Source organism: Flavobacterium sp. CYK-55, assembly GCF_018413465.1.
In the GTDB taxonomy this organism is placed as follows: domain Bacteria; phylum Bacteroidota; class Bacteroidia; order Flavobacteriales; family Flavobacteriaceae; genus Flavobacterium.
This window is the reverse complement of the sequence record NZ_JAHCDK010000001.1, coordinates 307,935-329,644: the sequence shown is the minus strand read 5'-3', so window position 1 is coordinate 329,644 and position 21,710 is coordinate 307,935. Positions and strand designations below refer to the sequence as shown.

The 21,710-nt window shown below is 41.1% G+C and carries 21 protein-coding genes; 12 read left to right on the top strand and 9 right to left on the bottom strand.

Going from position 1 to position 21,710, the window contains the following annotated elements; genetic code table 11:
- Nucleotides 1-67 precede the first annotated feature (67 nt).
- The 3 genes from KIH23_RS01465 to ahcY all read right to left on the bottom strand — a co-directional run bounded on the left by KIH23_RS01465 (nucleotide 68) and on the right by ahcY (nucleotide 4,207).
- Entirely contained in the window at nucleotides 68-2,110 is a 2,043-nt protein-coding gene (locus KIH23_RS01465; RefSeq protein WP_213210876.1) for an endo-beta-N-acetylglucosaminidase, read from the bottom strand.
- A 31-nt stretch (nucleotides 2,111-2,141) separates the two neighbouring features.
- The gene (locus KIH23_RS01460; RefSeq protein WP_213210875.1) at nucleotides 2,142-2,795 is read right to left on the bottom strand and encodes a hypothetical protein; all 654 of its coding nucleotides are present in this window, start codon (nucleotides 2,793-2,795) and stop codon (nucleotides 2,142-2,144) included.
- 95 nt (nucleotides 2,796-2,890) lie between these two features.
- A complete protein-coding gene (ahcY, locus tag KIH23_RS01455; RefSeq protein WP_213210874.1) occupies nucleotides 2,891-4,207 on the bottom strand; it encodes an adenosylhomocysteinase in 1,317 nt (438 codons plus the stop codon).
- Between the two features lie 233 nt (nucleotides 4,208-4,440).
- Between ahcY and KIH23_RS01450 the strand changes: the two genes are divergently transcribed.
- The 6 genes from KIH23_RS01450 (at nucleotide 4,441) to KIH23_RS01425 (ending at nucleotide 11,358) form a co-directional block, all read left to right on the top strand.
- Complete coding sequence (locus KIH23_RS01450; RefSeq protein ID WP_213210873.1) at nucleotides 4,441-5,073, top strand: 4'-phosphopantetheinyl transferase family protein; 633 nt, start codon at nucleotides 4,441-4,443, stop codon at nucleotides 5,071-5,073.
- Nucleotides 5,070-5,792 (top strand): geranylgeranylglyceryl/heptaprenylglyceryl phosphate synthase, encoded by a 723-nt coding sequence (locus KIH23_RS01445; protein WP_213210872.1) that lies wholly within the window; start codon nucleotides 5,070-5,072, stop codon nucleotides 5,790-5,792. Before KIH23_RS01450 ends, KIH23_RS01445 begins: the two co-directional genes overlap by 4 nt.
- Nucleotides 5,789-6,415 (top strand): nicotinamide riboside transporter PnuC, encoded by a 627-nt coding sequence (gene pnuC, locus KIH23_RS01440; protein ID WP_213210871.1) that lies wholly within the window; start codon nucleotides 5,789-5,791, stop codon nucleotides 6,413-6,415. Before KIH23_RS01445 ends, pnuC begins: the two co-directional genes overlap by 4 nt.
- Nucleotides 6,376-8,493 (top strand): DUF4301 family protein, encoded by a 2,118-nt coding sequence (locus KIH23_RS01435; RefSeq protein WP_213210870.1) that lies wholly within the window; start codon nucleotides 6,376-6,378, stop codon nucleotides 8,491-8,493. The genes pnuC and KIH23_RS01435 overlap by 40 nt, the downstream gene beginning before the upstream one ends.
- A complete protein-coding gene (arfB, locus tag KIH23_RS01430; protein WP_213210869.1) occupies nucleotides 8,490-8,891 on the top strand; it encodes an alternative ribosome rescue aminoacyl-tRNA hydrolase ArfB in 402 nt (133 codons plus the stop codon). Before KIH23_RS01435 ends, arfB begins: the two co-directional genes overlap by 4 nt.
- A gap of 220 nt (nucleotides 8,892-9,111) precedes the next feature.
- Nucleotides 9,112-11,358: a TonB-dependent receptor gene (locus KIH23_RS01425; protein ID WP_213210868.1), complete on the top strand. Its 2,247-nt coding sequence runs from the start codon at nucleotides 9,112-9,114 to the stop codon at nucleotides 11,356-11,358.
- Here the strand turns inward: KIH23_RS01425 and KIH23_RS01420 are convergent.
- Nucleotides 11,355-11,783, bottom strand: coding sequence for a hypothetical protein (locus KIH23_RS01420; protein ID WP_213210867.1), 429 nt, complete (start codon nucleotides 11,781-11,783; stop codon nucleotides 11,355-11,357). The two genes, KIH23_RS01425 and KIH23_RS01420, sit on opposite strands and share 4 nt — an antisense overlap.
- Nucleotides 11,784-11,923: 140 nt before the next feature.
- Between KIH23_RS01420 and greA the strand changes: the two genes are divergently transcribed.
- A complete protein-coding gene (gene greA, locus KIH23_RS01415; RefSeq protein WP_213210866.1) occupies nucleotides 11,924-12,397 on the top strand; it encodes a transcription elongation factor GreA in 474 nt (157 codons plus the stop codon).
- A gap of 1 nt (nucleotide 12,398) precedes the next feature.
- Nucleotides 12,399-12,788, top strand: a complete 390-nt coding sequence (locus KIH23_RS01410) for an HIT family protein (protein WP_213210865.1) — start codon at nucleotides 12,399-12,401, stop codon at nucleotides 12,786-12,788.
- Nucleotides 12,789-12,838: 50 nt separating this feature from the next.
- On the opposite strand, the gene KIH23_RS01405 is transcribed toward KIH23_RS01410, so the two are convergent.
- Nucleotides 12,839-13,984 (bottom strand): sensor histidine kinase, encoded by a 1,146-nt coding sequence (locus KIH23_RS01405; RefSeq protein ID WP_213210864.1) that lies wholly within the window; start codon nucleotides 13,982-13,984, stop codon nucleotides 12,839-12,841.
- Between the two features lie 118 nt (nucleotides 13,985-14,102).
- Nucleotides 14,103-16,460: a starch-binding protein gene (locus KIH23_RS01400; RefSeq protein ID WP_213210863.1), complete on the bottom strand. Its 2,358-nt coding sequence runs from the start codon at nucleotides 16,458-16,460 to the stop codon at nucleotides 14,103-14,105.
- A 290-nt stretch (nucleotides 16,461-16,750) separates the two neighbouring features.
- Between KIH23_RS01400 and KIH23_RS01395 the strand changes: the two genes are divergently transcribed.
- From KIH23_RS01395 to aat, 3 genes are all read left to right on the top strand, one after another.
- Nucleotides 16,751-17,632 carry a flavin reductase family protein gene (locus KIH23_RS01395; RefSeq protein ID WP_213210862.1) on the top strand — a complete coding sequence of 294 codons (882 nt, stop codon included), beginning with the start codon at nucleotides 16,751-16,753 and terminating at the stop codon, nucleotides 17,630-17,632.
- Nucleotides 17,633-17,654: 22 nt separating this feature from the next.
- Nucleotides 17,655-18,026, top strand: coding sequence for a DUF3127 domain-containing protein (locus KIH23_RS01390; protein WP_213210861.1), 372 nt, complete (start codon nucleotides 17,655-17,657; stop codon nucleotides 18,024-18,026).
- Between the two features lie 79 nt (nucleotides 18,027-18,105).
- Complete coding sequence (aat, locus tag KIH23_RS01385; protein ID WP_213210860.1) at nucleotides 18,106-18,744, top strand: leucyl/phenylalanyl-tRNA--protein transferase; 639 nt, start codon at nucleotides 18,106-18,108, stop codon at nucleotides 18,742-18,744.
- On the opposite strand, the gene KIH23_RS01380 is transcribed toward aat, so the two are convergent.
- The 3 genes from KIH23_RS01380 to KIH23_RS01370 form a co-directional block, all read right to left on the bottom strand.
- Complete coding sequence (locus KIH23_RS01380; protein ID WP_213210859.1) at nucleotides 18,741-19,304, bottom strand: DNA-3-methyladenine glycosylase I; 564 nt, start codon at nucleotides 19,302-19,304, stop codon at nucleotides 18,741-18,743. The two genes, aat and KIH23_RS01380, sit on opposite strands and share 4 nt — an antisense overlap.
- On the bottom strand, nucleotides 19,294-19,941 hold the full coding sequence (locus KIH23_RS01375) for a queuosine precursor transporter (RefSeq protein ID WP_213211103.1): 648 nt from the start codon (nucleotides 19,939-19,941) through the stop codon (nucleotides 19,294-19,296). Before KIH23_RS01375 ends, KIH23_RS01380 begins: the two co-directional genes overlap by 11 nt.
- A gap of 207 nt (nucleotides 19,942-20,148) precedes the next feature.
- Entirely contained in the window at nucleotides 20,149-20,685 is a 537-nt protein-coding gene (locus KIH23_RS01370) for a helix-turn-helix domain-containing protein (protein ID WP_213210858.1), read from the bottom strand.
- Nucleotides 20,686-21,072: 387 nt separating this feature from the next.
- On the opposite strand from KIH23_RS01370, the gene KIH23_RS01365 reads away from it, so the two are divergent.
- Complete coding sequence (locus KIH23_RS01365) at nucleotides 21,073-21,639, top strand: REP-associated tyrosine transposase (protein WP_213210857.1); 567 nt, start codon at nucleotides 21,073-21,075, stop codon at nucleotides 21,637-21,639.
- Nucleotides 21,640-21,710: the final 71 nt, after the last annotated feature.

The following is a 21,710-nucleotide window of genomic DNA, read 5'->3' as shown; positions in this document are numbered from 1 at the left end:
AACTAGATTTTATCTCATAAAAAAAGCCCGATTCATTGAGTCGGGCTTTTTGTTTGGTATGAAGTTTTTATTTGATAATCATCTTGCGGGTTTCGGTTTGATTGTTTTGGTCTTTGAACTTTACGATGTATATGCCGGCAGCCAAATCAGTGGTTTGAAAAGTATAGTTGGTAGAGCCATTGAGCGCAATGTTGTTTTGTCGGATGATTTTTCCTTGTAAGTCGCTCACGGTATAATCTATTTGTTTTGCGTTGGGCCAGGAAATGTTAAATAAAACACTGTTTTGTTTTTCAGGATAGCTCAGGGTTACGAAGTGATTGTTTTTGACATTTTGCGCATTGGCCAACAAAACAAATCCGTTGATTTCAAGACTTCCGAAATGGACATTTAAATCAGAAATGGCACTTTCAGATTCAAATCGCAAACCAACGGCAATCATTTTTCTGGAGTAAAAATCAGAATTGGGTGCCAAGTCAACATCGCTGAATTTCCAGCCGTTAAACAGGTCAAAACTTTCTAGTATCGGAAAAGCGTATCTGGTATTGGGCTCATCTGCAAAGACAACGATCAACTTTAAATTGGCCTCCGGTGAAGCATTTTTGTAAGCAACTCTTGAACTGAAAACAAACGGATCCATGCCGCCGGTTCCGTCTAAACTTACTTTATAAAGCATCAAATCAACCGGATGATTGGCCGGCAGATTTCCGGAAATTTTGATTGAATTACCTCCGGCAAAAGCATCGTCAAAATCCCAGCGCGCTGATAGCAAATTGTTTTCTGAAAACGCCCATTGCCAAGTAGGCAAAATGTTTTGTTGGTTCATATCGTGCCAACTGTTTGCGCTGATTTGATTTCCTAGAGAGAACTTTTTGGTTCCGTGTCCGGTTGAAAAGTTAGTGCTAAATTGGTCTGAACCTATCACGGTACTTTCAGGAATCCAATTGCATAATCCTTTAAAACCCGAGGCATCAACGGTTGCCGGATTATTGTCGTCGCCAGAAAACAAATGGTTCTCGGCATTGTAAAACGTTGCATAATCATTCGGGTCATTGTTGAAGTTGGTATAGGTAGAATTGTTGTACACACAGTTGGGCGCAAACAATCCGAGTGAAGTAACCGGTGTCGTGCCATCGGTTTGGTGTAAGTTGCTCATAAAGATGTTGCCGCTTGTTTCAAAATCACCTTGATTGCGTCCGGGCCAGATGTCGGCTCCGGTAAAGACATCAAACTCTGAACGGCCAATAGTAGCGGCACGAGCTCTTGAGGTGGCAGGTAAGGTGGCACCACTCCAGAAAAAGTTGATAAAAATACTGCTGCTTACGCGGCTTTCAAAACCATTGGCAGTATCGCCGTCAGCATCGTCTTGCACGAGCGGGCTGTTGTTGGCATTGAGTCGGTTTTGCCAACCTACGGCTCCAGTGAGTCGCATGGCGTCATACCACATGACTTCTTTTCCGACGGCTTCAGCGGCTGCGGTCAATGCTTTGACAAAATCGCGCATGAGCAAAGCGGTCGTAGCATTGGTAGCAGTTTCTTCGTTGATGAACCAACCGTCAAAACCGTAGTATTGCATCATATCAATCATTTTAGGCAGGATGATAAAATTTCCCGAGCCATCTTGTTCGAGAAAATTGGTTAAGGTTGTGGTTGATCCGCCAAAAGCAGTGGGCGCAAAAAACACATTTCCAAAAACCTTTACACCATTTCTGTGGGCCGCATTGACCCAAGGCGAGGAGGGAAGCTGAAGGGTTTGCGAGGCAGTTCCACCAAACCAAACGAGTTTGTCAATGTATTGCCAATGCGTAAAATTGTATAGATTAAATTGACTTTGTTCGCCAAAGTAATTGCCAAAATTGTTCATGCCGTCGGGTAGATAAGCAATTTTCATCTGATGGGTCAAGGCCGGATTGAATTGCGTGCTGGCGTCGGTAAATCGAGGGGCAAGCGCAACCGCGGCTATTAAATCAGTGGATGCGGTCGGTCCGGTTTGTGTCCATTGTTTGGCCTCGTCTACCGTTAGGATGTATGGCGCGCTGTTGATGATCTGTGCATGGGAATGCATGCCGGCCAACAGTAAAAGGAATAATGTATTTTTCTTCAAAGTATTCATGTTGTGTGTTGTTAGTAATAAGGAAATGCTATTAATTTTTGCCGCAGTGTTCGTCGTATAAATCTACGATTCTTGAAATGCCATTCTTTCTGAAATCATCGATGTCGATAAAACTTTCCAATGCAGGGCAATTATTTTCAAAATGGGTTTTGGTCAATCGCTTGATCACTTTATAATTATTGATGGCAAAAACACCGCCGCTGCCTTCCATGTACAGCCAAAAGAGTGTTGCATATTCTTTATCGGGCCTTCCGAGATAGAAGAAGGTTTCGGCGGCCCAACCCGATGCTCTTGCAGAACCCATTGTCATTCCTGGTTTGGAACTTACATAAGCCGCGTACAGCGTTATCTTGCCTTGTTTCACAATGCTGAGCCATGACTTTTTCTTGTCGACTTTGGGTTCTCCGGGGCCAAAAAAGGCGCCTTTGGCAATATGCATGGCAACATATTTAATGGGTTCCGCATCTTTTTCGGTAATTTCAAATCCTTTGACATCGTTAATGCTAAAGCTTTCGGGTTTGGCTTTGATATCGGTTTTGAATTTCAGCGACTGTACGCCAGGGTTTTCAGGCAGTTCGATCAAACCCGTTTTTGAAGTTCCGTCATTGAAATTAACCGTTCCGTCATAGAAATTGGCAAAAACAGAAAAAGGAACCAGGATCAGAAGAAGTAGAATTTTTTTCAAAGTAGCGGTGTGTTGGTTGATAATGAAAGTAAATATAAAACAAAAAACCCTCACGAAAAGTGAGGGTTAATTATTATTATCAATTAATAAATTGATTAGTATCTGTAGTACTCAGGCTTGAACGGCCCTTTTACTTCTACACCAATGTAAGCAGCTTGGTCATCTCTTAAAGTTTCGAGCTCAACGCCCAATTTCTCCAAGTGCAAAGCAGCTACTTTTTCGTCTAAGTGTTTTGGCAACATGTATACTTCGTTGTTGTATTTGTCGCTGTGGTTCCACAATTCAATTTGTGCCAAAGTTTGGTTGGTAAACGAGTTACTCATCACAAAACTTGGGTGACCGGTTGCGCAACCTAAGTTCACCAAACGGCCTTCAGCCAAAATGATGATGTCTTTACCATTAATGGTGTATTTATCCACTTGTGGTTTGATTTCTACTTTAGAAGCGCCGTGGTTTTTGTTGAGCCAAGCCATGTCAATTTCATTGTCGAAGTGACCGATGTTGCAAACGATGGTTTTGTCTTTCATTTGCTCGAAGTGGCTGCCCAAAACGATGTCTTTGTTTCCGGTAGTGGTGATGACGATATCGGCGTTGCCAATAACGGTGTCTAATCTTTTTACTTCAAAACCGTCCATAGCCGCTTGTAAAGCACAAATCGGGTCAATTTCAGTTACCGTAACAATAGAACCTGCGCCACGGAATGAAGCCGCAGTACCTTTTCCTACGTCACCGTATCCGCAAACCACAACTCTTTTACCAGCCAACATCACATCAGTAGCACGACGAATCGCATCTACCGCAGATTCTTTACAACCGTATTTGTTGTCAAACTTAGACTTGGTTACCGAGTCGTTTACGTTGATCGCCGGCATCACCAAAGTTCCGTTTTTCATTCTTTCGTATAATCTGTGAACTCCGGTAGTCGTTTCTTCAGACAAACCTCTGATTCCAGCTACGAGTTCTGGGTAACGGTCAAAAACCATGTTGGTCAAATCGCCACCATCGTCCAAAATCATGTTGAGTGGTTTTCTGTCTTCACCGAAGAACAAAGTCTGCTCAATACACCAGTCAAAATCTTCCTCGTTCAAACCTTTCCAAGCATACACTTGGATTCCCGCAGCAGCAATCGCAGCAGCAGCCTGATCTTGAGTAGAGAAAATATTACAAGATGACCAAGTTACTTCAGCACCCAAAGCAATCAAAGTCTCAATCAAAACCGCAGTTTGAATGGTCATGTGCAAACAACCGGCAATACGCGCGCCTTTGAGTGGTTGTGAAGCGCCATATTCTTTGCGAAGCGCCATCAATCCTGGCATTTCAGCTTCTGCCAATTCAATTTCTTTTCTTCCCCAAGCCGCCAGAGAAATGTCTTTTACTTTGTAAGCCACATAAGGCATCGTTGTCGTACTCATTTATAGTATATTTGTGTTTATATTTTGAGTGGGCAAAAGTACGAACTAAGTTTTTGTTTTAAAAACTTTAAATTAATTTTATGAATCGTTAATTCGTTTTAACCCGCTAATAATCAGAAAAATAATTTGGAGCTATTTCCCGTCATTCGCTCTATCTCCTGATTTTCTTTCGGCTAGCCTACAAAAAATCAGGAGGATGCCGCTACTACCGGGGCTAGAGATTGTTCAAAACTATGCCATTCTACCAATCCATTCCGCTGCCGTTCGATACGCAATTACATCTCTGGAAAATCGATGAATCATCGGTTGCGCTTAGACAAAACCTCGCTTTACGCCCTGAATCAGAGCAGCGATTGCAATACATGAAATCAGCTGAACATCAAAAAGGTTTTTTGTCTGTGCGTCAAATTCTGCGGCATCTTGGTTTGTCTGATTTTGATTTGAGTTATGATGCACTCGGAAAACCAATGCTTTCCAATGGGCAATTTATATCAATTTCACATGCGCACGGTTTTTCAGGAATAGCCATCAGCAACAGAAATTTAGGACTTGATATTGAAGCCATCAAACCCAAAGTATTGCAAATAGCTCCGAGATTCATGGATGTTGATTTGCATCTTTCTGGACTTTCAATTGATGAACAAACCCATAAAGCCACAGTGGTTTGGGGCATCAAAGAATCTGTTTTTAAAATCAAAAATGAAAAAGGAATCAGTTATCCGAGTCACATCAGCGAACTTCCTTTTTCTGTTTCAGATGGCAAAGCCACGGCGCGATTAGATTTTAACAACTGCACTGAATTTTTTTCGGTACATTTTATTCAACGCGAAGACTATATCTTTGTTTGCACTTTTGAATCAGAATGAGTTCTATTTACAAATCCATCAAAGAAGCAAAACAAAAAGGTCAAAAATTATTGGCCGTATTGATTGACCCTGAGAAAACCTCGGCCAACGATGTTTTGTGGTTGTCCGAAAAAATCAAAAAAGCTCCGGTTACCCATATTTTGGTGGGCGGAAGCACTTTTAGCGGGCATCATTTAGACGATTTGGTTGTGCAATTAAAAGCGTACACCCAACTACCTGTGCTCTTGTTTCCGGGACATTTTGCCCAAATTACAGCTTCGGCTGATGGTATTTTGTTTTTATCACTCACCTCCGGGCGCAATCCGGATTATCTGATTGAGCATCAAATAAAGGCAGCATCTACATTGCAAAAATTACAACTCGAAGTAATTCCCACTTCTTACATACTCATCGAAAGCGGAACGCAAACAGCGGTTGAACGCGTGAGCCAAACAATTCCCATCGACAGAAAAAATACTGATTTAGCTGTACAAACCGCATTGGCCGGACAATATTTAGGGCATGGGCTCATTTATCTCGAGGCGGGCAGCGGTGCGTTGCATCCGGTTTCAACCGACATGATTCAGCAAGTGTCACAGACGGTATCGATTCCGGTTATTGTAGGCGGAGGAATCAGAAGCTATCAAGGCATTCAAAACGCTTATCAAGCTGGCGCAGATTTGGTGGTTATTGGAACTGCATTTGAAGAAAACCCTCATTTTTTTGAAGCGCAATCATGATTGATTTTTTTTTAAATAGCTACAAAGACGCTTCCTGTTTTCGGGTTTTGCTTGAGTTAATTGTCTTTTTACTCGGAATCTGGAGCGTTTGGTTGGTCAAAAAAGTCAATATATGGGCATATCCTACGGGTCTGATAGCCACAGTTATTACCACCTATTTGCTTTATGAAGCTGGATATTTGGGCGATATGATGCTCAACGGATATTTTTCAATCATGAGTATGTATGGTTGGTATCAATGGGCGAGAAAAAAAGAAAACAACACCCAAAACGAGCAGATTTCACGAACCAATAACACAGAAAAAATCATCGGAATTCTATTGTTTTTACTAACAATTTTTGTAGTTTTCGCGGTCTATAAAACCTTTGGTTATCCTATTCGCCCGGACAATTATATCGATATGTTGTCATCAGGACTTTTTTTTACCGCTATGTGGTACATGGCGCATAAAAAAATTGAGAATTGGACTCTTTGGATTATTGGTGATATAGTGGTAGTTCCGCTCTATGCTTATCGTGGCTTGGGTATGCTGGCACTGCAATATTTAATATTTACAATTTTAGCCATTTGGGCTTATTGGACATGGAGGAAAACCTTAAGCAACAACATTCAATCATTATAAAATTCGCGTTATTCGGCCCAGAATCTACCGGAAAAACCACTTTGGCCAAACAATTGGCATCGCATTTTCAAACCGTTTGGGCACCTGAATACGCACGTGAATATTTACAGCAAAAGTGGAACAATTACCAACAAATCTGTGATCCGGATGATTTAATGCCCATTGCGATTGGGCAAACGCGGCTTGAAAACGAGGCGTTACTCACGGCCAATCAATATCTTTTTTGCGATACTTGTTTAATGGTTACTAAGGTTTTCTCTGAAATCTATTACAATTTTTGCGATCCATCGCTTGATAAAGCGGCGCGCAAGCACAAATACGATTTGTTTTTTCTCACCGATGTTGATGTTCCTTGGGAGAAAGATGATTTACGCGACGCACCAGACAATCGTGAGCAAACGTTTGAGGTTTTTAAACAAGCACTCATTGATCATGAAAAACCATTTGTGGTTCTGAGCGGCAATGCTGAAACGCGTCTTAAAAAAGCCATTGAAATAGTTGAAATTCTTACCGAAGCCAAAAAGTCAGGCTTTACCTCGCATGATTTTGTTCAGTTTTATCAAAAAGGGATTTCGCTTGATGACATCCGCCAACATCTGGACATTTTTCAAAACGGAATTGCCAAAGCTGCTTTGGTTAAACCGGCCACCAAATCCGATGGAATTCTCAAATTAGCCAAAGAAGATTTTGAGCGATATACGGCTTATTTTGATGCGCAAAAAGAAAAACTCAAATTGCTCAAATTTGTTCCGGCTTCAGGAGCTGCGAGCAGAATGTTCAAGTTTCTCAACGAATTTCTCAACGAATTTGATCCTGAAAACGACACCATCAACAGTTATATCAACCGACAAAATGCTCCTGATTTAAAAGTTTTCTTGACCGGTTTAGACAAGTTTCCATTTTACGAAACCATTGAACTCATCCTCAAAGAACTCAATGCTGATTATCATCAATGGGAAAGCGATCGCAAACAATTTGAGTTTATTAAACTTTTGCTTGATCATCAGTATTTCAATTTCAGCAACAAACCCAAAGCGATTTTGCCTTTTCACAAATACAGTACACATACAGCTACACCCATTGAAGAGCATCTCAATGAGAGCGCTTTGTATGCGAGTTCTGACGGAATTGCTCGTTTGCATTTTACGATATCTGATATTCACCAAGCACAATTTGAGCGCATTATTGATGCCGAAATCAAAAAAGTTGAGCAAAAAACCAACACCAAAATATACATTGATTTTTCATTCCAAGATAAATCTACCGATACCATTGCTGTAGGTCTTGATAATTTGCCTTTCAGAGATGATCGCAATCGTTTGGTGTTTAGACCCGCGGGACACGGAGCGCTTATTGAAAACCTCAATCGCACCGATGCCGATGTTGTTTTTATCAAGAACATTGACAATGTCATTCAAAACCACATTGAAGAAATCACACTCTATAAAAAAGGTTTAGCAGGTATTTTACTTGAATTACAACAACAGGTTTTTGATTGGCTCAAACTTATTGAAGACCAACAAATCACAGAAAATCACTTGTCCGATATTTTGATGTTTGTCACTGAAAAACTCAATATGCCCATCATTGACGACTTCAAAAAATACACCTTTGAATACAAAATAGAACACCTCAGAGAGTTGCTTCATCGCCCGATGCGCGTTTGTGGCATGGTCAAAAACGAAGGCGAACCCGGAGGCGGCCCATTTTGGGTGCGCGATGCCAAAGGTCATTTATCACTTCAAATTATTGAAACCTCACAAATTGATTTAAACAATCCCTCGCAAGCCCAAATCTTGGCACAATCAACCCATTTTAATCCGGTTGATCTGGTTTGCGCGGTCAAAGATTTCAGAGGCAATAAATTTGATTTAAATCAATACATCGACACTGAATCAGGATTCATTGTCCATAAAAACAAATCCGGAAAAAACATCAAAGCCTACGAATTGCCAGGCTTGTGGAACGGAGCCATGGCCAAATGGATCACGATTTTTGTTGAGGTTCCGCTTATTACGTTCAATCCGGTCAAAACCGTCAATGATTTGCTCAAACCGGCACATCAACCACAGTCATGAACCTAGATCAACTCAAATCAGAACTTATCTACAAAGCCGTTCGCAGCTCAGGAGCCGGCGGACAAAACGTCAATAAATTATCCACCAAAGTCATTTTGTTGTTTGATTTAGCCAAGTCATCAGCCTTTTCGCAAGAGCAAAAAGAACAACTGCAATTGCGATGGGCCAACCGAATGTCTTCAGAAGGCATATTACAACTTTCGTGTGATGAAAGCCGCAGCCAACTCAAAAATAAAACCTTGGTTACCCAACGATTTTTCAGATTGTTAGAATCAGCGTTGACGGTTGCTAAAGCCCGTAAACCCACCAAGATTCCGCGTTCAGCTATAGAAAAACGCATCAAAAACAAACGTTGGTCTTCAGAAATCAAAGCTTCTAGACAAAAGCCAAAACTTTAAAAAGTTGCGGGTTGTTTGCAATTAATTATTAATTTCGCCGCGTCTCAAAGGGGTGCTCTAAATAACGAGCTGAGATTATACCCAAAGAACCTGGGCAGGTAATGCTGCCAAGGGAGGGCCGAGCGTCAAGAAATGTATTGAAAATACAAACTACGCGAGGCATGAACAACATTTATTAATCCAGAATAATTACCCCTTTTATTCGTAAAAATCATTACGAATGAAAACTTTATTCGCTTCGAGCCTTTCAGGTTCAAAAATTTCCCAATTATTTCTAGGGCGTGTCCCTGCGGGCCGGGCTGTTCGCGTCAATAGGGCGCCTTCGCCTCGCACACTCGTACTCGGTACCCTGATTTCTGCTGCCATCCCTCACGCGGGCGCCGTACTTCTGGCCGGCCTTTTGTTTTCGGGTCAAGCCAGCGCCCAGCAAAAAACAACTGACACTACAAAAGTCAACGCGCTTGATGAGGTTTTGGTCAAAGCCACGCGCGCGCAGCAAAAAACGCCGGTGAGTTTCAGCAATGTTTCAAAACAAGAACTCAACGCGCGAAACCTCGGGCAAGATATTCCTATTTTGCTCAACTTTTTGCCATCGGTGGTCACGACTTCTGATGCCGGAAACGGAGTTGGTTACACCGGAATTCGAGTGCGCGGTTCTGATGCCACACGTGTCAATGTTACCATCAACGGTGTTCCGTATAACGATTCAGAAAGCCACGGAACTTTTTGGGTTAATATGCCTGATTTTGCTTCGTCTTTACAAAGTGTTCAATTGCAACGCGGCGTTGGAACCTCTACCAACGGTGCCGGTGCTTTTGGCGCCAGCTTGAATATGCAAACCGAATCGTATAGCCCACAAAGTCAAGGCGAACTCACCAATACTTATGGCAGTTTTAATACACACAAACACACGCTCAAATTCAGTTCTGGGCTCATCGGCGATCGTTTTGAAATGTCGGGCCGCGTGTCAAGCATCAACTCGCAAGGTTATATCGATCGCGCATCATCCGATTTAAAATCATATTTTTTACAATCGGCTTATGTAGGAAAAAAAACCTTGATTAAAGCGTTGGTTTTTGGCGGTGTTGAAAAAACCTATCAATCTTGGAACGGAATCGATGCCGACAAATACAAAACCGACCCAACCTATAATTATTCAGGTTTGTATTATGACGATGCCGGCAACGAGCGTTTTTACAAAAACCAAATTGATTATTACCAACAACATCATTTTCAGTTGCATTGGAGCCAGAAATACACCGAGCATTTGACCACTCAGGCGGCTTTGCATTATACCAAAGGCAATGGTTATTACGAGAATTTTAAAGAAGAAGCGACTTTGGCCAATTACCATCTTTCGTCAGCTAATGGCGCAACCCAAGCTGATTTGGTCAACCGCAAATGGTTGGACAACGACTTTTTCGGAACCACTTTCTCGGCCAATTATAAAAAAGGAAAACTAGATTTAGTAGTTGGAGGCAGCTGGAATGAATATCTCGGAGATCATTTTGGCAAAGTAGTTTGGACTTCGGCAACGGTAGCTTTGAATCCGAATGATCGTTATTACGATGATCGCGCCACCAAAATTGATGCGACGGCTTTTGCCAAAGTCAATTATCAGCTCAACACAAAATTAGGCTTATTTGGCGATGTACAATTCAGAAATGTACTGTACAATGCCAATGGCGTTCAGCTGCAATTGGTTCGTGAACAATTTTCGTTTTTCAATCCCAAAGCCGGACTTACCTATAGCCTCAATCAACAAAACACAGCCTATTTGTCTTATGCCCAAGCGCATCGCGAGCCCAATCGAACCGATTATGAAGGCGGAAACCCAAAACCTGAAAAACTCGATGATTATGAATTGGGTTGGCGCCATGAATCCCAAAATTTAAAATGGAACGCCAATATATATTATATGGCCTATACAAATCAACTTATTTTGACCGGTAACCTGGATGATGTAGGCAATCCGATTCGCTCAAACAGCGAAAAAAGTTATCGATTAGGTTTAGAGCTTGAAGCCGCTTGGAAATTATCAAAGCGCTGGTTGGTTCAGCCTAATTTTACCTACAGCCAAAATAAAAATGTGGCGCTTGAAGTAGCCGCTGAAAAAATCGGAGATAAAACCATTGCTTATTCACCTTCAATTATTGCGGCCAATCGATTGGAGTTTTCACCCACGCAAAGACTCAAAATGAGTTGGTTGTTTAAGTTTGTCGGTGAACAATACATGAACAACCTCGAATCTGAATCGGCTCGTTTGCCTGATTATGCGGTGAATGATGTGGTAGTTTCGTATGAAATTCCAATCAAAAAAGTGTTTCGATCGGCAGTTTTGAACGTGATGGGCAACAACATTTTAAACAAAAAGTATATTTCAAACGGCTATATGTATGATGTATACCCTTATTATTATCCGCAAGCAGGGATTAATTTTTTGGCCGGACTGACCTTGAAATTTTAGTTGTATACGCGAATAGTATTGTTGGATAAAACTTCAACCCTAAACGGCACCATATTGTATCGGGCATTAGCTCCTATGCCATCAAACATACTGTACTGATATTGATCGTCGCAACCGCATTTGGCAAAAAGGCCTGAAGTGCTCAAAATTGAACATGCGGTCGGCGATTGATTTGGGCAGTAGCCATTCCAAGCTCGATAATCAGTAGACGAAACCCGCATGATAACCGTTTGAATTCCATTTGGAAGCGAAATTGATTTTGGGTTTAAATTGGTATTTAAGTCGCTATACAGCGGTAAGTTTAAGTTTAAAACCGCCGAAAAACTATAGTTGGGCAAATACGGATTACTCGTTCGTTTGGACGAGTCTTGTTGGCAAGCACTCAACATCAAAAAAAAGCCAAATAAAAGTCCGAATTTGTTCATGCTAAAAAGGTTTTTGAAATCTTGTGAGCAAATATAATTTAATTAAATTTGGTCGGCATTTCATTAACAGATTATTGTTATATTTGCCCGACAGGAATCCCGACTAAGGGATTTTTTCTGTTTATATAAATGATGAAATTATGAGCGGAGTATCATACTACACAGCAGAAGGTTTAAAAAAACTAAGAGAAGAACTTGATTATTTAAAAAACGTAGCACGCCCAAAAGCGTCTCAAGATATAGCTGACGCGCGTGATAAAGGTGATTTATCAGAGAATGCCGAATACGACGCCGCCAAAGAAGCCCAAGGTTTGCTTGAAATGCGCATTGCCAAATTAGAAGAAGTGCACGCCAATGCCAGGTTGATTGATGAATCTCAGCTTGATTTAAGCAAAGCTTTGGTGTTGTCTAATGTAAAAATTAAAAACCAAGCCAATGGATTGGAAATGAAATACACTTTAGTAGCCGAAAGTGAGGCCGACCTTAAAACCGGGAAAATCTCTGTGACTTCGCCTATCGGTAAAGGATTGTTGGGTAAATCAGTTGGCGATGTGGCCGAAATTACCGTTCCAAACGGAACCTTGAAATTTGAAATCTTAGAAATCTCCAGATAAAATGGCCAGTATATTTACCAAAATTGTCAACGGAGAAATCCCGGCCTATAAAGTAGCCGAAACTAATCGTTATTTGGCTTTTCTAGACGTAAATCCCAATGCAAAAGGGCATACACTGTGTATTCCGAAGCAAGAAGTTGATCAATTATTTGACATGGATGCAGAACATTATGCCGGTTTGATGGCTTTTGCGCATCAAGTAGCTACAGCACTCAAAAAAACGGTTCCCTGCAAAAGAATCGGTATGGCCGTAATTGGTTTAGAAGTGCCACACGCGCATGTGCATTTGATTCCGATTGACCAAATGGACGATATGCGTTTTCAAAACAAGGTGCGTTTGTCTGCTGAAGAATTTACTGATTTAGCAAATCGCATCAGCCAAAACATGTAAAAAGCAAAATTGAAATACAAAAGTCACTTGCCCAAAGCAGGTGATTTTTTTTAGGATGTGGTTTCAAAAGTAATTTGCATCGTCGTGCCTTTGCCAACTTCTGATTGTAGTACTTTTATTTTGCCTTTGTGGTATTCTTCAACAATGCGTTTGGTGAGTGACAAACCCAAACCCCAGCCACGTTTTTTAGTGGTGAATCCGGGTTCAAAAACACTTTTGAATTGATTTTTCGGAATGCCTTTTCCGGTGTCGGTAACTTTAATTTTGACCCACTTGCCATCAGATTCAATGTGAACCGCTAACTTGCCTTTTCCTTTCATGGCGTCAATGGCATTTTTGACCAAATTTTCAATGGTCCAACTGTGCAAAGTTGGGTTGAGTGAAACCAGCAGTTGTTTTTTGGGCGCTTTAAAACTAAAATTGATTTGATTTGAAAAGCGCGACTGTAAGTAGTCATAGGATTGACGCGTTTCTTCAACAATGTCACGTGTTTCTAATATTGGCTCTGAGCCAATTTTTGAGAATCGGTCTGTGATGGTTTGCAGTCGTACGATATCTTTCTCAATTTCAGAAACGGTAACCGGATCAACCTGATCGGCTTTCATGATTTCTAGCCATCCGATTAATGATGAAAGCGGTGTGCCTATTTGATGCGCCGTCTCTTTGGCCATACCCGCCCAGAGCTTGTTTTGGGTAGCGATTTTGGTACTCATGTAAAAATTATAGACCAGAGCTGCAAACAATACAATGATTAAGAGTAATGCTACCGGATAGTATTTGAGTTTGTTCAAAAGTGATGAATCGCCATAATATAAATACTGGAATTTTCCCGGAACATACTCAATGCTAATGGGTTCGTTTTGGTTTTTGAGTTGCAACCACAAAGTCTTGAGTTGGTTTGGGTTTTTGACAATTTCTTCATCAATGTTGGTGGTGTTGATGATGGAATCTCGCTCAGTTAAGATAATCGGAATATTGGCATTTTGAATAATTTTCAGCGGAAGCTCAATGTCTGTATCAACATCGGCGTTTTTAAGTGTTTTTTGCGCCTCGGCCCAATGCTCCATCTTGACGCGTTCTTCATTTTTGAAGATTTGAAAAAAAGTATAAGTATTCCACAAAATCAGTAAAACAATTACAAACGATGCTGCAATAAGCGTCCAACGGGTAATGTTTTTTTGGTTTGAAAACTCCATGGTTTTGATTTGTGGGAATAAATATAAATAAATTATTCGGTTGACTTGATAAAATAAAATCAATAAAAAAGGCCTGAACTATACTTAATTCAGGCCTTCAGGAAATTGAGACAACGATTTATTTTTTTACAATGCGCTTCATTTTGGTTTGTCCGTTTTCGTCGGTTAGTTGTAAGAAATAAACGCCAGACGAAACTTGACCCAAATCAATACTGTTTTGGTTAGGAATGCCTTCATTAAGAATTGCTCCTTGAATTGAAATCAATTGATATTGTAAAACTTTAGCGTCTGAATTGATCTGCAAGACATCCACCACCGGATTCGGATAAGTAGTAAGGTTGTTTTGAATAGGGTCATCACTCATTCGCACAGCAGCACCCCAGGTGTATGAGAATCCATTGGTTTTATTGAGCAAGTCAGCAGTTTGATTACCTGAGCCGCTGCTTCCGTTGTTGAATACAATGTTGATTGAGGTTGCGCCGGTTAAGGTGTATTTGTAAAAGCCATTTACATCGGGGGTCATGGTCAATCCCGGCCAAGTTACGGCTGGAGCACTTCCGGTAGGTAAGGCATTCCAATAATAGATTTTTGGTGTAACTGTCCAAGTTGATGGCGGTTTGAAATAAACGGTCATTGAACTTGGGCATCTGTTGGCGGGTTCCGAAGCCAGCCATCCATTGTCATAAAAACGGCTTCCGGCTGTGGCTGTTAAATCAGCGGTTTGCAGGCTACCGTCGTTGAAAATTAAATTTGCAGCACTTACCGTTGAAGGGAATGTAAATTTATACCAACTGCCACAATCAAGTGTCATTGCAACCCCCGGCCAAGTTACGGCTGTGGCGGTTCCGGTGAGGTTCCAATAATAAATTTTAATGGCAGACCCCCAATTGCTTGGTTTTTTGAAATATACAGTAAAAGTTGGTGCAGGGGTAAAAGTATACGTTTGTGTGGATACGGCCGAGCTGGTTCCGGCTGTATTTCTAACAAAAGCTTTTAAAGTAGTGGTGCTGGTGATGGCCAAAGTTTTGGTTCCGATAGCTGATGCAGAAGCTGTGGTTGGTGTTGATCCATCAGTAGTATAAAAAATGGTTGAAGTACTGTTGTTGGCTGTGAGTACGGCATTTACTGTAGTTCCTGAAACAAAACTACCGCCAGCCGGTGAAATAGTTAAGCTGGGTACATCAACTACAACTTGTCGCTCCCAAACGGCATAATCAGTTCCGGAGGTTTTTAAAACCCAACCTGTTCCCGGATTCCACAATCCCGGGCCAATTTTTACGACTACTTTATTGTCAATTGTGGCTGAATAAAACGAGCCGGAATTGCTTACCACCACCGAACTGTAGGCGTTCAAACCATTGTTTTTTCTAATCGCCATAAGTTTGTCAATGGCTGTTTGATTGGCGGTATAGTTTACGGTAACACCATCTTTGCTGTAGGTTCCACCGTAATAATGCGGAAAAAATACACACGGAATGCCCGGATGTGTCAAAATATAGGCATAGCCTTTCATGATGTTGTCAGAAGTCACAAAGCTTCCGGGTTTTACAAAGGTATCGTGGTTGTCAATAAAAGTAACAGCCTTGTCGGCATAACCATATTGGCCTGCCAAACCGGGATATCCGGCTAAGGCTGCGTAGTTTCCGTTGTTGATGGCCGGTTGTAAAGCGTTGTAATACAAAGCAAAATCAAATGCCGCCGAACGATTTCCGGTTCCGTTGATCCAAGCTTTTAAAGCGTTTACATTACCATCCCAATATTCGCCTACTGAGGCATAAGGTGATGACGAGTTAATATAATCTCCAAAATAACCGGCAGAGAACCCTTTGGCCACATCCCATCGCCAACTATCAAAACCCAAAGCTTTAAGTCGAGTTAAATATTCTTTGACACCGTTCTGAACTTGCAAGCTGGTATGGTCTAAGTCACGGGCGCCGTTGAAATCTTCTCCGGTGTCAGGGGTTCCGCACGGTCTGTTGCCGGTAATAACCCCGTAGTTGGCTTCATCGGTACTGGTTATTGAGCTACAATTCCAAGTAGGGTTGGTAAAATCAGTCCAATTGGTGGTTCCGCCTCGGTGGTTGACTACAACGTCTGCCATCGGATGAATGCGGGGTGTGCTGGTGTTCATGGCGGTCAATAAAGCTCTCAGTTGTGCCTCTGACCCATAAACGGTTTGACTAAAATTGAAGAGTTCGGTCGGAATGTATCCAACCCCTCCCGTTGATTTGCTTGGAGGCGGCAGCCAAATTACATTAAAACCTGCCGTTGCATAACCGCTGGTTCGGTTTTTTAAGTAGTTGTATAGTCCACCTTCTGAACTCACTGAAGTTTTGGTGTGAACGTCCCAACCAAAGGCTTGTAACATGATGTCGTTTACATTGGCTGCTGATTGCGCGCATACATTTGACAAGGTAAACAGAGTCAAAAAAACGACCGCCCAAAGCCTATTTTTTTGCGTCAATTGTTGTTTCATATTTAAAAGAGTTAGGTTTTAAAATAGAGTTTTACGATTATGAAGTTATTAATTAAAGTCTTACATTTTTTGTTATTTCACAGAGGTTCTCTTAAAATTTCACTTATAAACACAACTAAAACGTTGTAGTTGTAGCAATTGTTGATAAATAATTTTGGCTGTGGGTTGTCTTAAAAATATTCTGCGATTGATAATTAAAAACATTTTTTCAACAAAGAGCCTTCTTTTCAACAGCTCCGAATCTTGCATGAATCGATTTGTTATTTTTGCTCCAAATTCACAATTAACGCATGCTTAGCCTAGAACCCAAAGAACTTTCACCGACGCGTTTACAAGGTTATTTACAAAGTGCCGTGGCTCCGCGCCCGATTGCTTTGGCCAGTACGATGAGCCCTGATGGCGAACCCAATTTGTCGCCCTTTAGTTTTTTTAACGTGTTTAGTTCTAATCCGCCGATTTTGATTTTTTCACCGGCACGGCGCGTGCGGGACAATTCTGTCAAACATACCTTGACCAACGTTCAGGCTACCGGTGAAGTGGTGATTAATGTGGTGAGTTACGCTATGGTGCAGCAAACTTCGCTTTCGAGTACTGAATATGCCGATGGCGTCAATGAATTTGTCAAAGCCGGATTTACTGCGGTAGCTTCTGATTTGGTGAAGCCTTTTCGCGTATCAGAATCGCCGGTTCAATTTGAATGCAAAGTCAATCAGATTATTCCGATGGGCGATCAAGGAGGTGCCGGAAACTTGGTGATTTGCGAAGTACTCAAACTACACATTGACGAACGTGTTTTAGACACTAACGGGGTCATTGACCAACACAAAATTGATTTGGTGGCGCGTTTGGGCAGTAATTGGTATTCGCGTTCAAATGCCGCACTTTTTGAAGTGCCTAAACCTTTGGTAACTTTAGGAATTGGGGTAGATAATATACCCACACCAATCAAATTAAACCCTATTTTTGACGGAAATGATCTGGGCATGTTGGGCAATGTTGAAGCCTTGCCAACGGCCGATGAAGTGGCTCTTTTTGTGCAGCAAAATTTTGAAGTCAAAAGCATATTAAGTGCCGATGATGCGCCAAAGGTTTTTGCCAAAGCCAAAGAATATTTACAACAACAAGATGCGGAATCAGCCTGGAAGATACTTCTGGCCGCCGCAGTTTTATAACAACAATTAAATTACAGAGAAGATGGAAGTTTCAGGAAAAATCAGAGTGATCAATGCAGAGCAGCAGGTGAGTGCCAGTTTCAGAAAAAGAGAATTGGTCGTAACTACTGAAGAACAATATCCGCAGCACATTATGGTTGAGTTTACGCAAGACAAATGCGATTTGCTCAACAGCTATAAAGCAGGCGATGCGGTAAAAGTATCAATCAATTTACGCGGTCGCGAATGGGTGAATCCACAAGGTGAAACCAAATATTTTAATTCAATTCAAGGTTGGAGAATTGAACGATTGCAAGCCGAAATGCCGCAACAAGCTCCGCCAATGCCCGCGGCTCAGGCTTTTGAACCGGCTCCGACGTTTACCGAAGAAGAGCACGACGATTTACCGTTTTAATCGTAAAACGTACAAAACACCATCCCAAATGTTTCAGAAACTTTTGGGATTTTTTATTTTCGCTCTATAATAACCTGCCATGTTTTTTTTGACCCAGGATTTGTTTTTTCCGCCAGCCGAAGAAGCTTCATATGACGGCTTATTGGCTATTGGCGGCGATTTGTCAACCGAGCGTTTGCTGTTGGCTTATCGCAACGGAATTTTTCCGTGGTTTCAGCAAGATGAGCCCATTTTGTGGTGGTCTCCACCTGAGCGAATGGTCGTGGTTCCTCAGTGGTATAAAGTGCCCAAAAGCATTCGAAACTTACTCAATCAAAATAAATTTCAAATCACCTTTAATCAAGACTTTGAATCGGTGATTAAAAATTGCCAGCAAATTAAACGAGCCGGTCAAGATGACACGTGGATTACCGATGATATTGTTGCATCATACATTCAACTTCACAAGCAAGGTTTTGCGCAATCGGTTGAGGTTTGGCAAAACAACGAATTGGTGGGCGGTTTATACGGCGTTGATTTGGGCCATGTTTTTTGTGGCGAAAGCATGTTTTCAAAAGTTTCGAACGCCAGTAAAATTGCCTTTGTGGGTTTGGTCAAATACCTGAATGAAAATCAATACCGACTGCTTGATTGCCAATTGCACAATGATTATTTAGAACAATTAGGTGCTTTTGAAATCTCGCGGGATACCTTTTTAAAAATCCTAAAATCGGTTTAAGAATTTCGCTTCCAGCAATCGGCTATATGGTCATTGACCATGCCGGTGGCTTGCATGTGCGCATAAACTACGGTGGTGCCCACAAACTTAAAACCGCGTTTTTTTAAATCTTTACTCAGTGCATCAGAGAGCGGTGTCGAGGCGGGAATATCTTTTAAAGCTTTGGGTTGATGATCGATGGGTTTACCGCCGATGAAGTTCCAAATATAGGTGCAAAAACTCCCGAATTCTTCGCGCACTTTAATATACGCTTGCGCATTGCTGACCGCTGCGCGAATTTTAAGCTGGTTTCTGATAATGCCGGCATCGAGCATCAAGGTTTGGATTTTATCTTCAGAAAATTGGCTTACTTTTTCAAAGTCAAAATGGTCAAAAGCCTTTCTGAAATTTTCACGCTTGGCCAAAATGGTATACCAACTCAGACCGGCTTGAAAAGTTTCAAGAATTAAAAACTCAAACATTTTGTGGTCATCATGAACCGGATTGCCCCATTCATGGTCGTGGTAATTTCGGTAGAGATCGTCTTTTTCGCACCAAGCGCAACGTGTTTTATTTTGCATGAATGTATTTTTCTATGAGTGAATGGCCTACATAAATAAGAGGCGTAAGCAATATGGCTATGCCCAGTTTTACGCTATAACCGGTAAAAGCTGATAGGATAAAAGTTTGGTTATCCATTTTTCCGGGCAACCAAAACGCAATGCCCAACACAATGAAACTATCGAAAAGCTGAGAAATCACTGTTGAGCCTGTACTGCGCAACCAAATCATTTTATGGCCGGTTTTGTTTTTAAAAAAGTGAAAGATGGTTACGTCAATAAGCTGTGAAACCAAAAAGGCGGTGATGCTGCCCACAATAATAAGCATGCTTTGCCCAAAGACTGCGGTGAATTGCTCATCGGTAACCAAACCATCGCCTTTGACGGCCGGGATTTTGAGCCCGAGATACAGCAAAACAAAAGTGTAAGCGATGAGCCCGGCGGTAATGAGCGAGAGTTTGCGCACGCCTTTTTGCCCAAAGTATTCATTGATGAGATCAGTGGTTAAGAATACGATTGGCCAAGGCAAAATACCCAAACTCATCACGGCGCTGCCTATGTGAATGAGTTTTCCGCCAATGAGTTCAGCTACTACGGCATTGGTAATAAAAATGCCGGCGAGTACCACATATACCGTGTCTTTTTTGGATTGGAACATACTGATTGCTTTTTTCAAAGATAGTTTTTTTTGGAAACCCATTGCACAAGCGATGGAAGCAAAGTACCGTGTACTGCGAACAGCGCGGCGCCAGGCGTTGGGTGAAGTAAGGCCGGGCGTGTGCCATCAAAAAACCCGATAGCACGCATGGCCAATTTGCGCTATCGGGTTTGATGTTGTTTTCTTGAACAGGGATGTGGTCAAAAACTAATCTTTATGGGGCATTATTTTTTTGAGTTGTTGCTCTAACAGCAACTGTTCTGAGGCCAAGCGTTCTTGTTTGAACTCAAGCCGTTTTAATAAAATTAAACTTTGGGTTGGCTGAGCTGTTTCTGTTTTTAAAGCCATAGATTTTAACCCTTGAGCTGTAATGCTGTTGTTTTTTTGTTTTTGCGTCTCGATAAATTCTTTTAATTGCCAGGTTCTGAGTTGGGTTTTGTGTTTTTTTTCAGCGGCAGCTATTTTTTTTGCGATGCACAATTGGTGAAATTGATTCTCACTGAGTTTGTGTTCAAGTTCTTTTTTCAGCGCATCATTTACCCAATTTGAATGTTCTTTATGGCTTGTTGGAGCCAACTGAATATGGGTGAGTAATTCTGCCAAAAGCTTTTTGGCCGGTAAAGATAAATCGCGTTTGCCCAGCTCAAACATTGACCATTGGCTTCGATTTACTTGCAATAGTAAAGACATATCTTGTTGGGTAATTCCCAATAAACTTCTGAGTGAATTGTTTGTTTTCATCATGTTTTAGTTTTTGTGGCATTTTTAATCACAGCAAAATTTTTTTTTAAAAGAGATTTTACCACAAAAAAATAGAACACATCAACGGCATTGTTTTAAACCCAATAACAGTTCTGAACTATAATTTTAAGAAAATGTACAGAAAATCTACAGCACATATTTTATGAAAGAGGCAAGTTTTGAATTAGGGAAAATCCTCTCAAAAATTAGGGTTTTACCCCAATGAAAAAAGCGAATAGTTTTTTTCTTTTATGTTTTCTAAACTATACCATAGCGCAGATTTCTCGATTACGATAGCGCGAGCATCTCCCCCCCGCTACCGCGCGAATCCTTTCGCGTGGTTATTGATAACAATAATAGTTTCTACTATTTTAATAAAAAGAACAATTTATGAGTAGAAATTATAAATTTCACAATCCAGAAGGGTTGTATTTTATAAGTTTTGCTGTGGTAGGCTGGTTAGATGTTTTTACAAGAAATGAGTACAAGGATTTAGTTTTAGAAAGCATAGAATTTTGTCAGAAATACAAGGGAATGGAAATTCACGCTTGGTGCATTATGACAAATCATGTACATTTAATTTTCAGGAGTATAGAAAATCAAAAACCAGAGCTTTTATTAGGAGATTTTAAAAGATTTACAAGCCGAAGTATTATTAAAGCCATACAAGACAACCCTAGAGAAAGTAGAAAAGTGTTTATGTTAGATTTTTTTAAAAAGGAAGCTGCCAAAAGTTCAAACACAACAAATTTCCAATTTTGGCGACATGACAACAAGCCTATTGAATTATGGAGTAGTGCAGTAATTCAACAAAAAATAGATTATATACACAACAATCCTGTTGCAGAAGGTATTGTGTTTAGACCAGAAGATTACAAATATAGCAGTGCATCAGATTATGCTGGTGAAAAGGGGATGCTAGATGGTGTTTGTGTTTTTCAGTATTTTAAATTGTAGTACCACGCGAAGGGATTCGCGCGGTAGCGGGGAGTTAACCTTTTTGCCTACTGTTTTTAGTTCCTATTAAA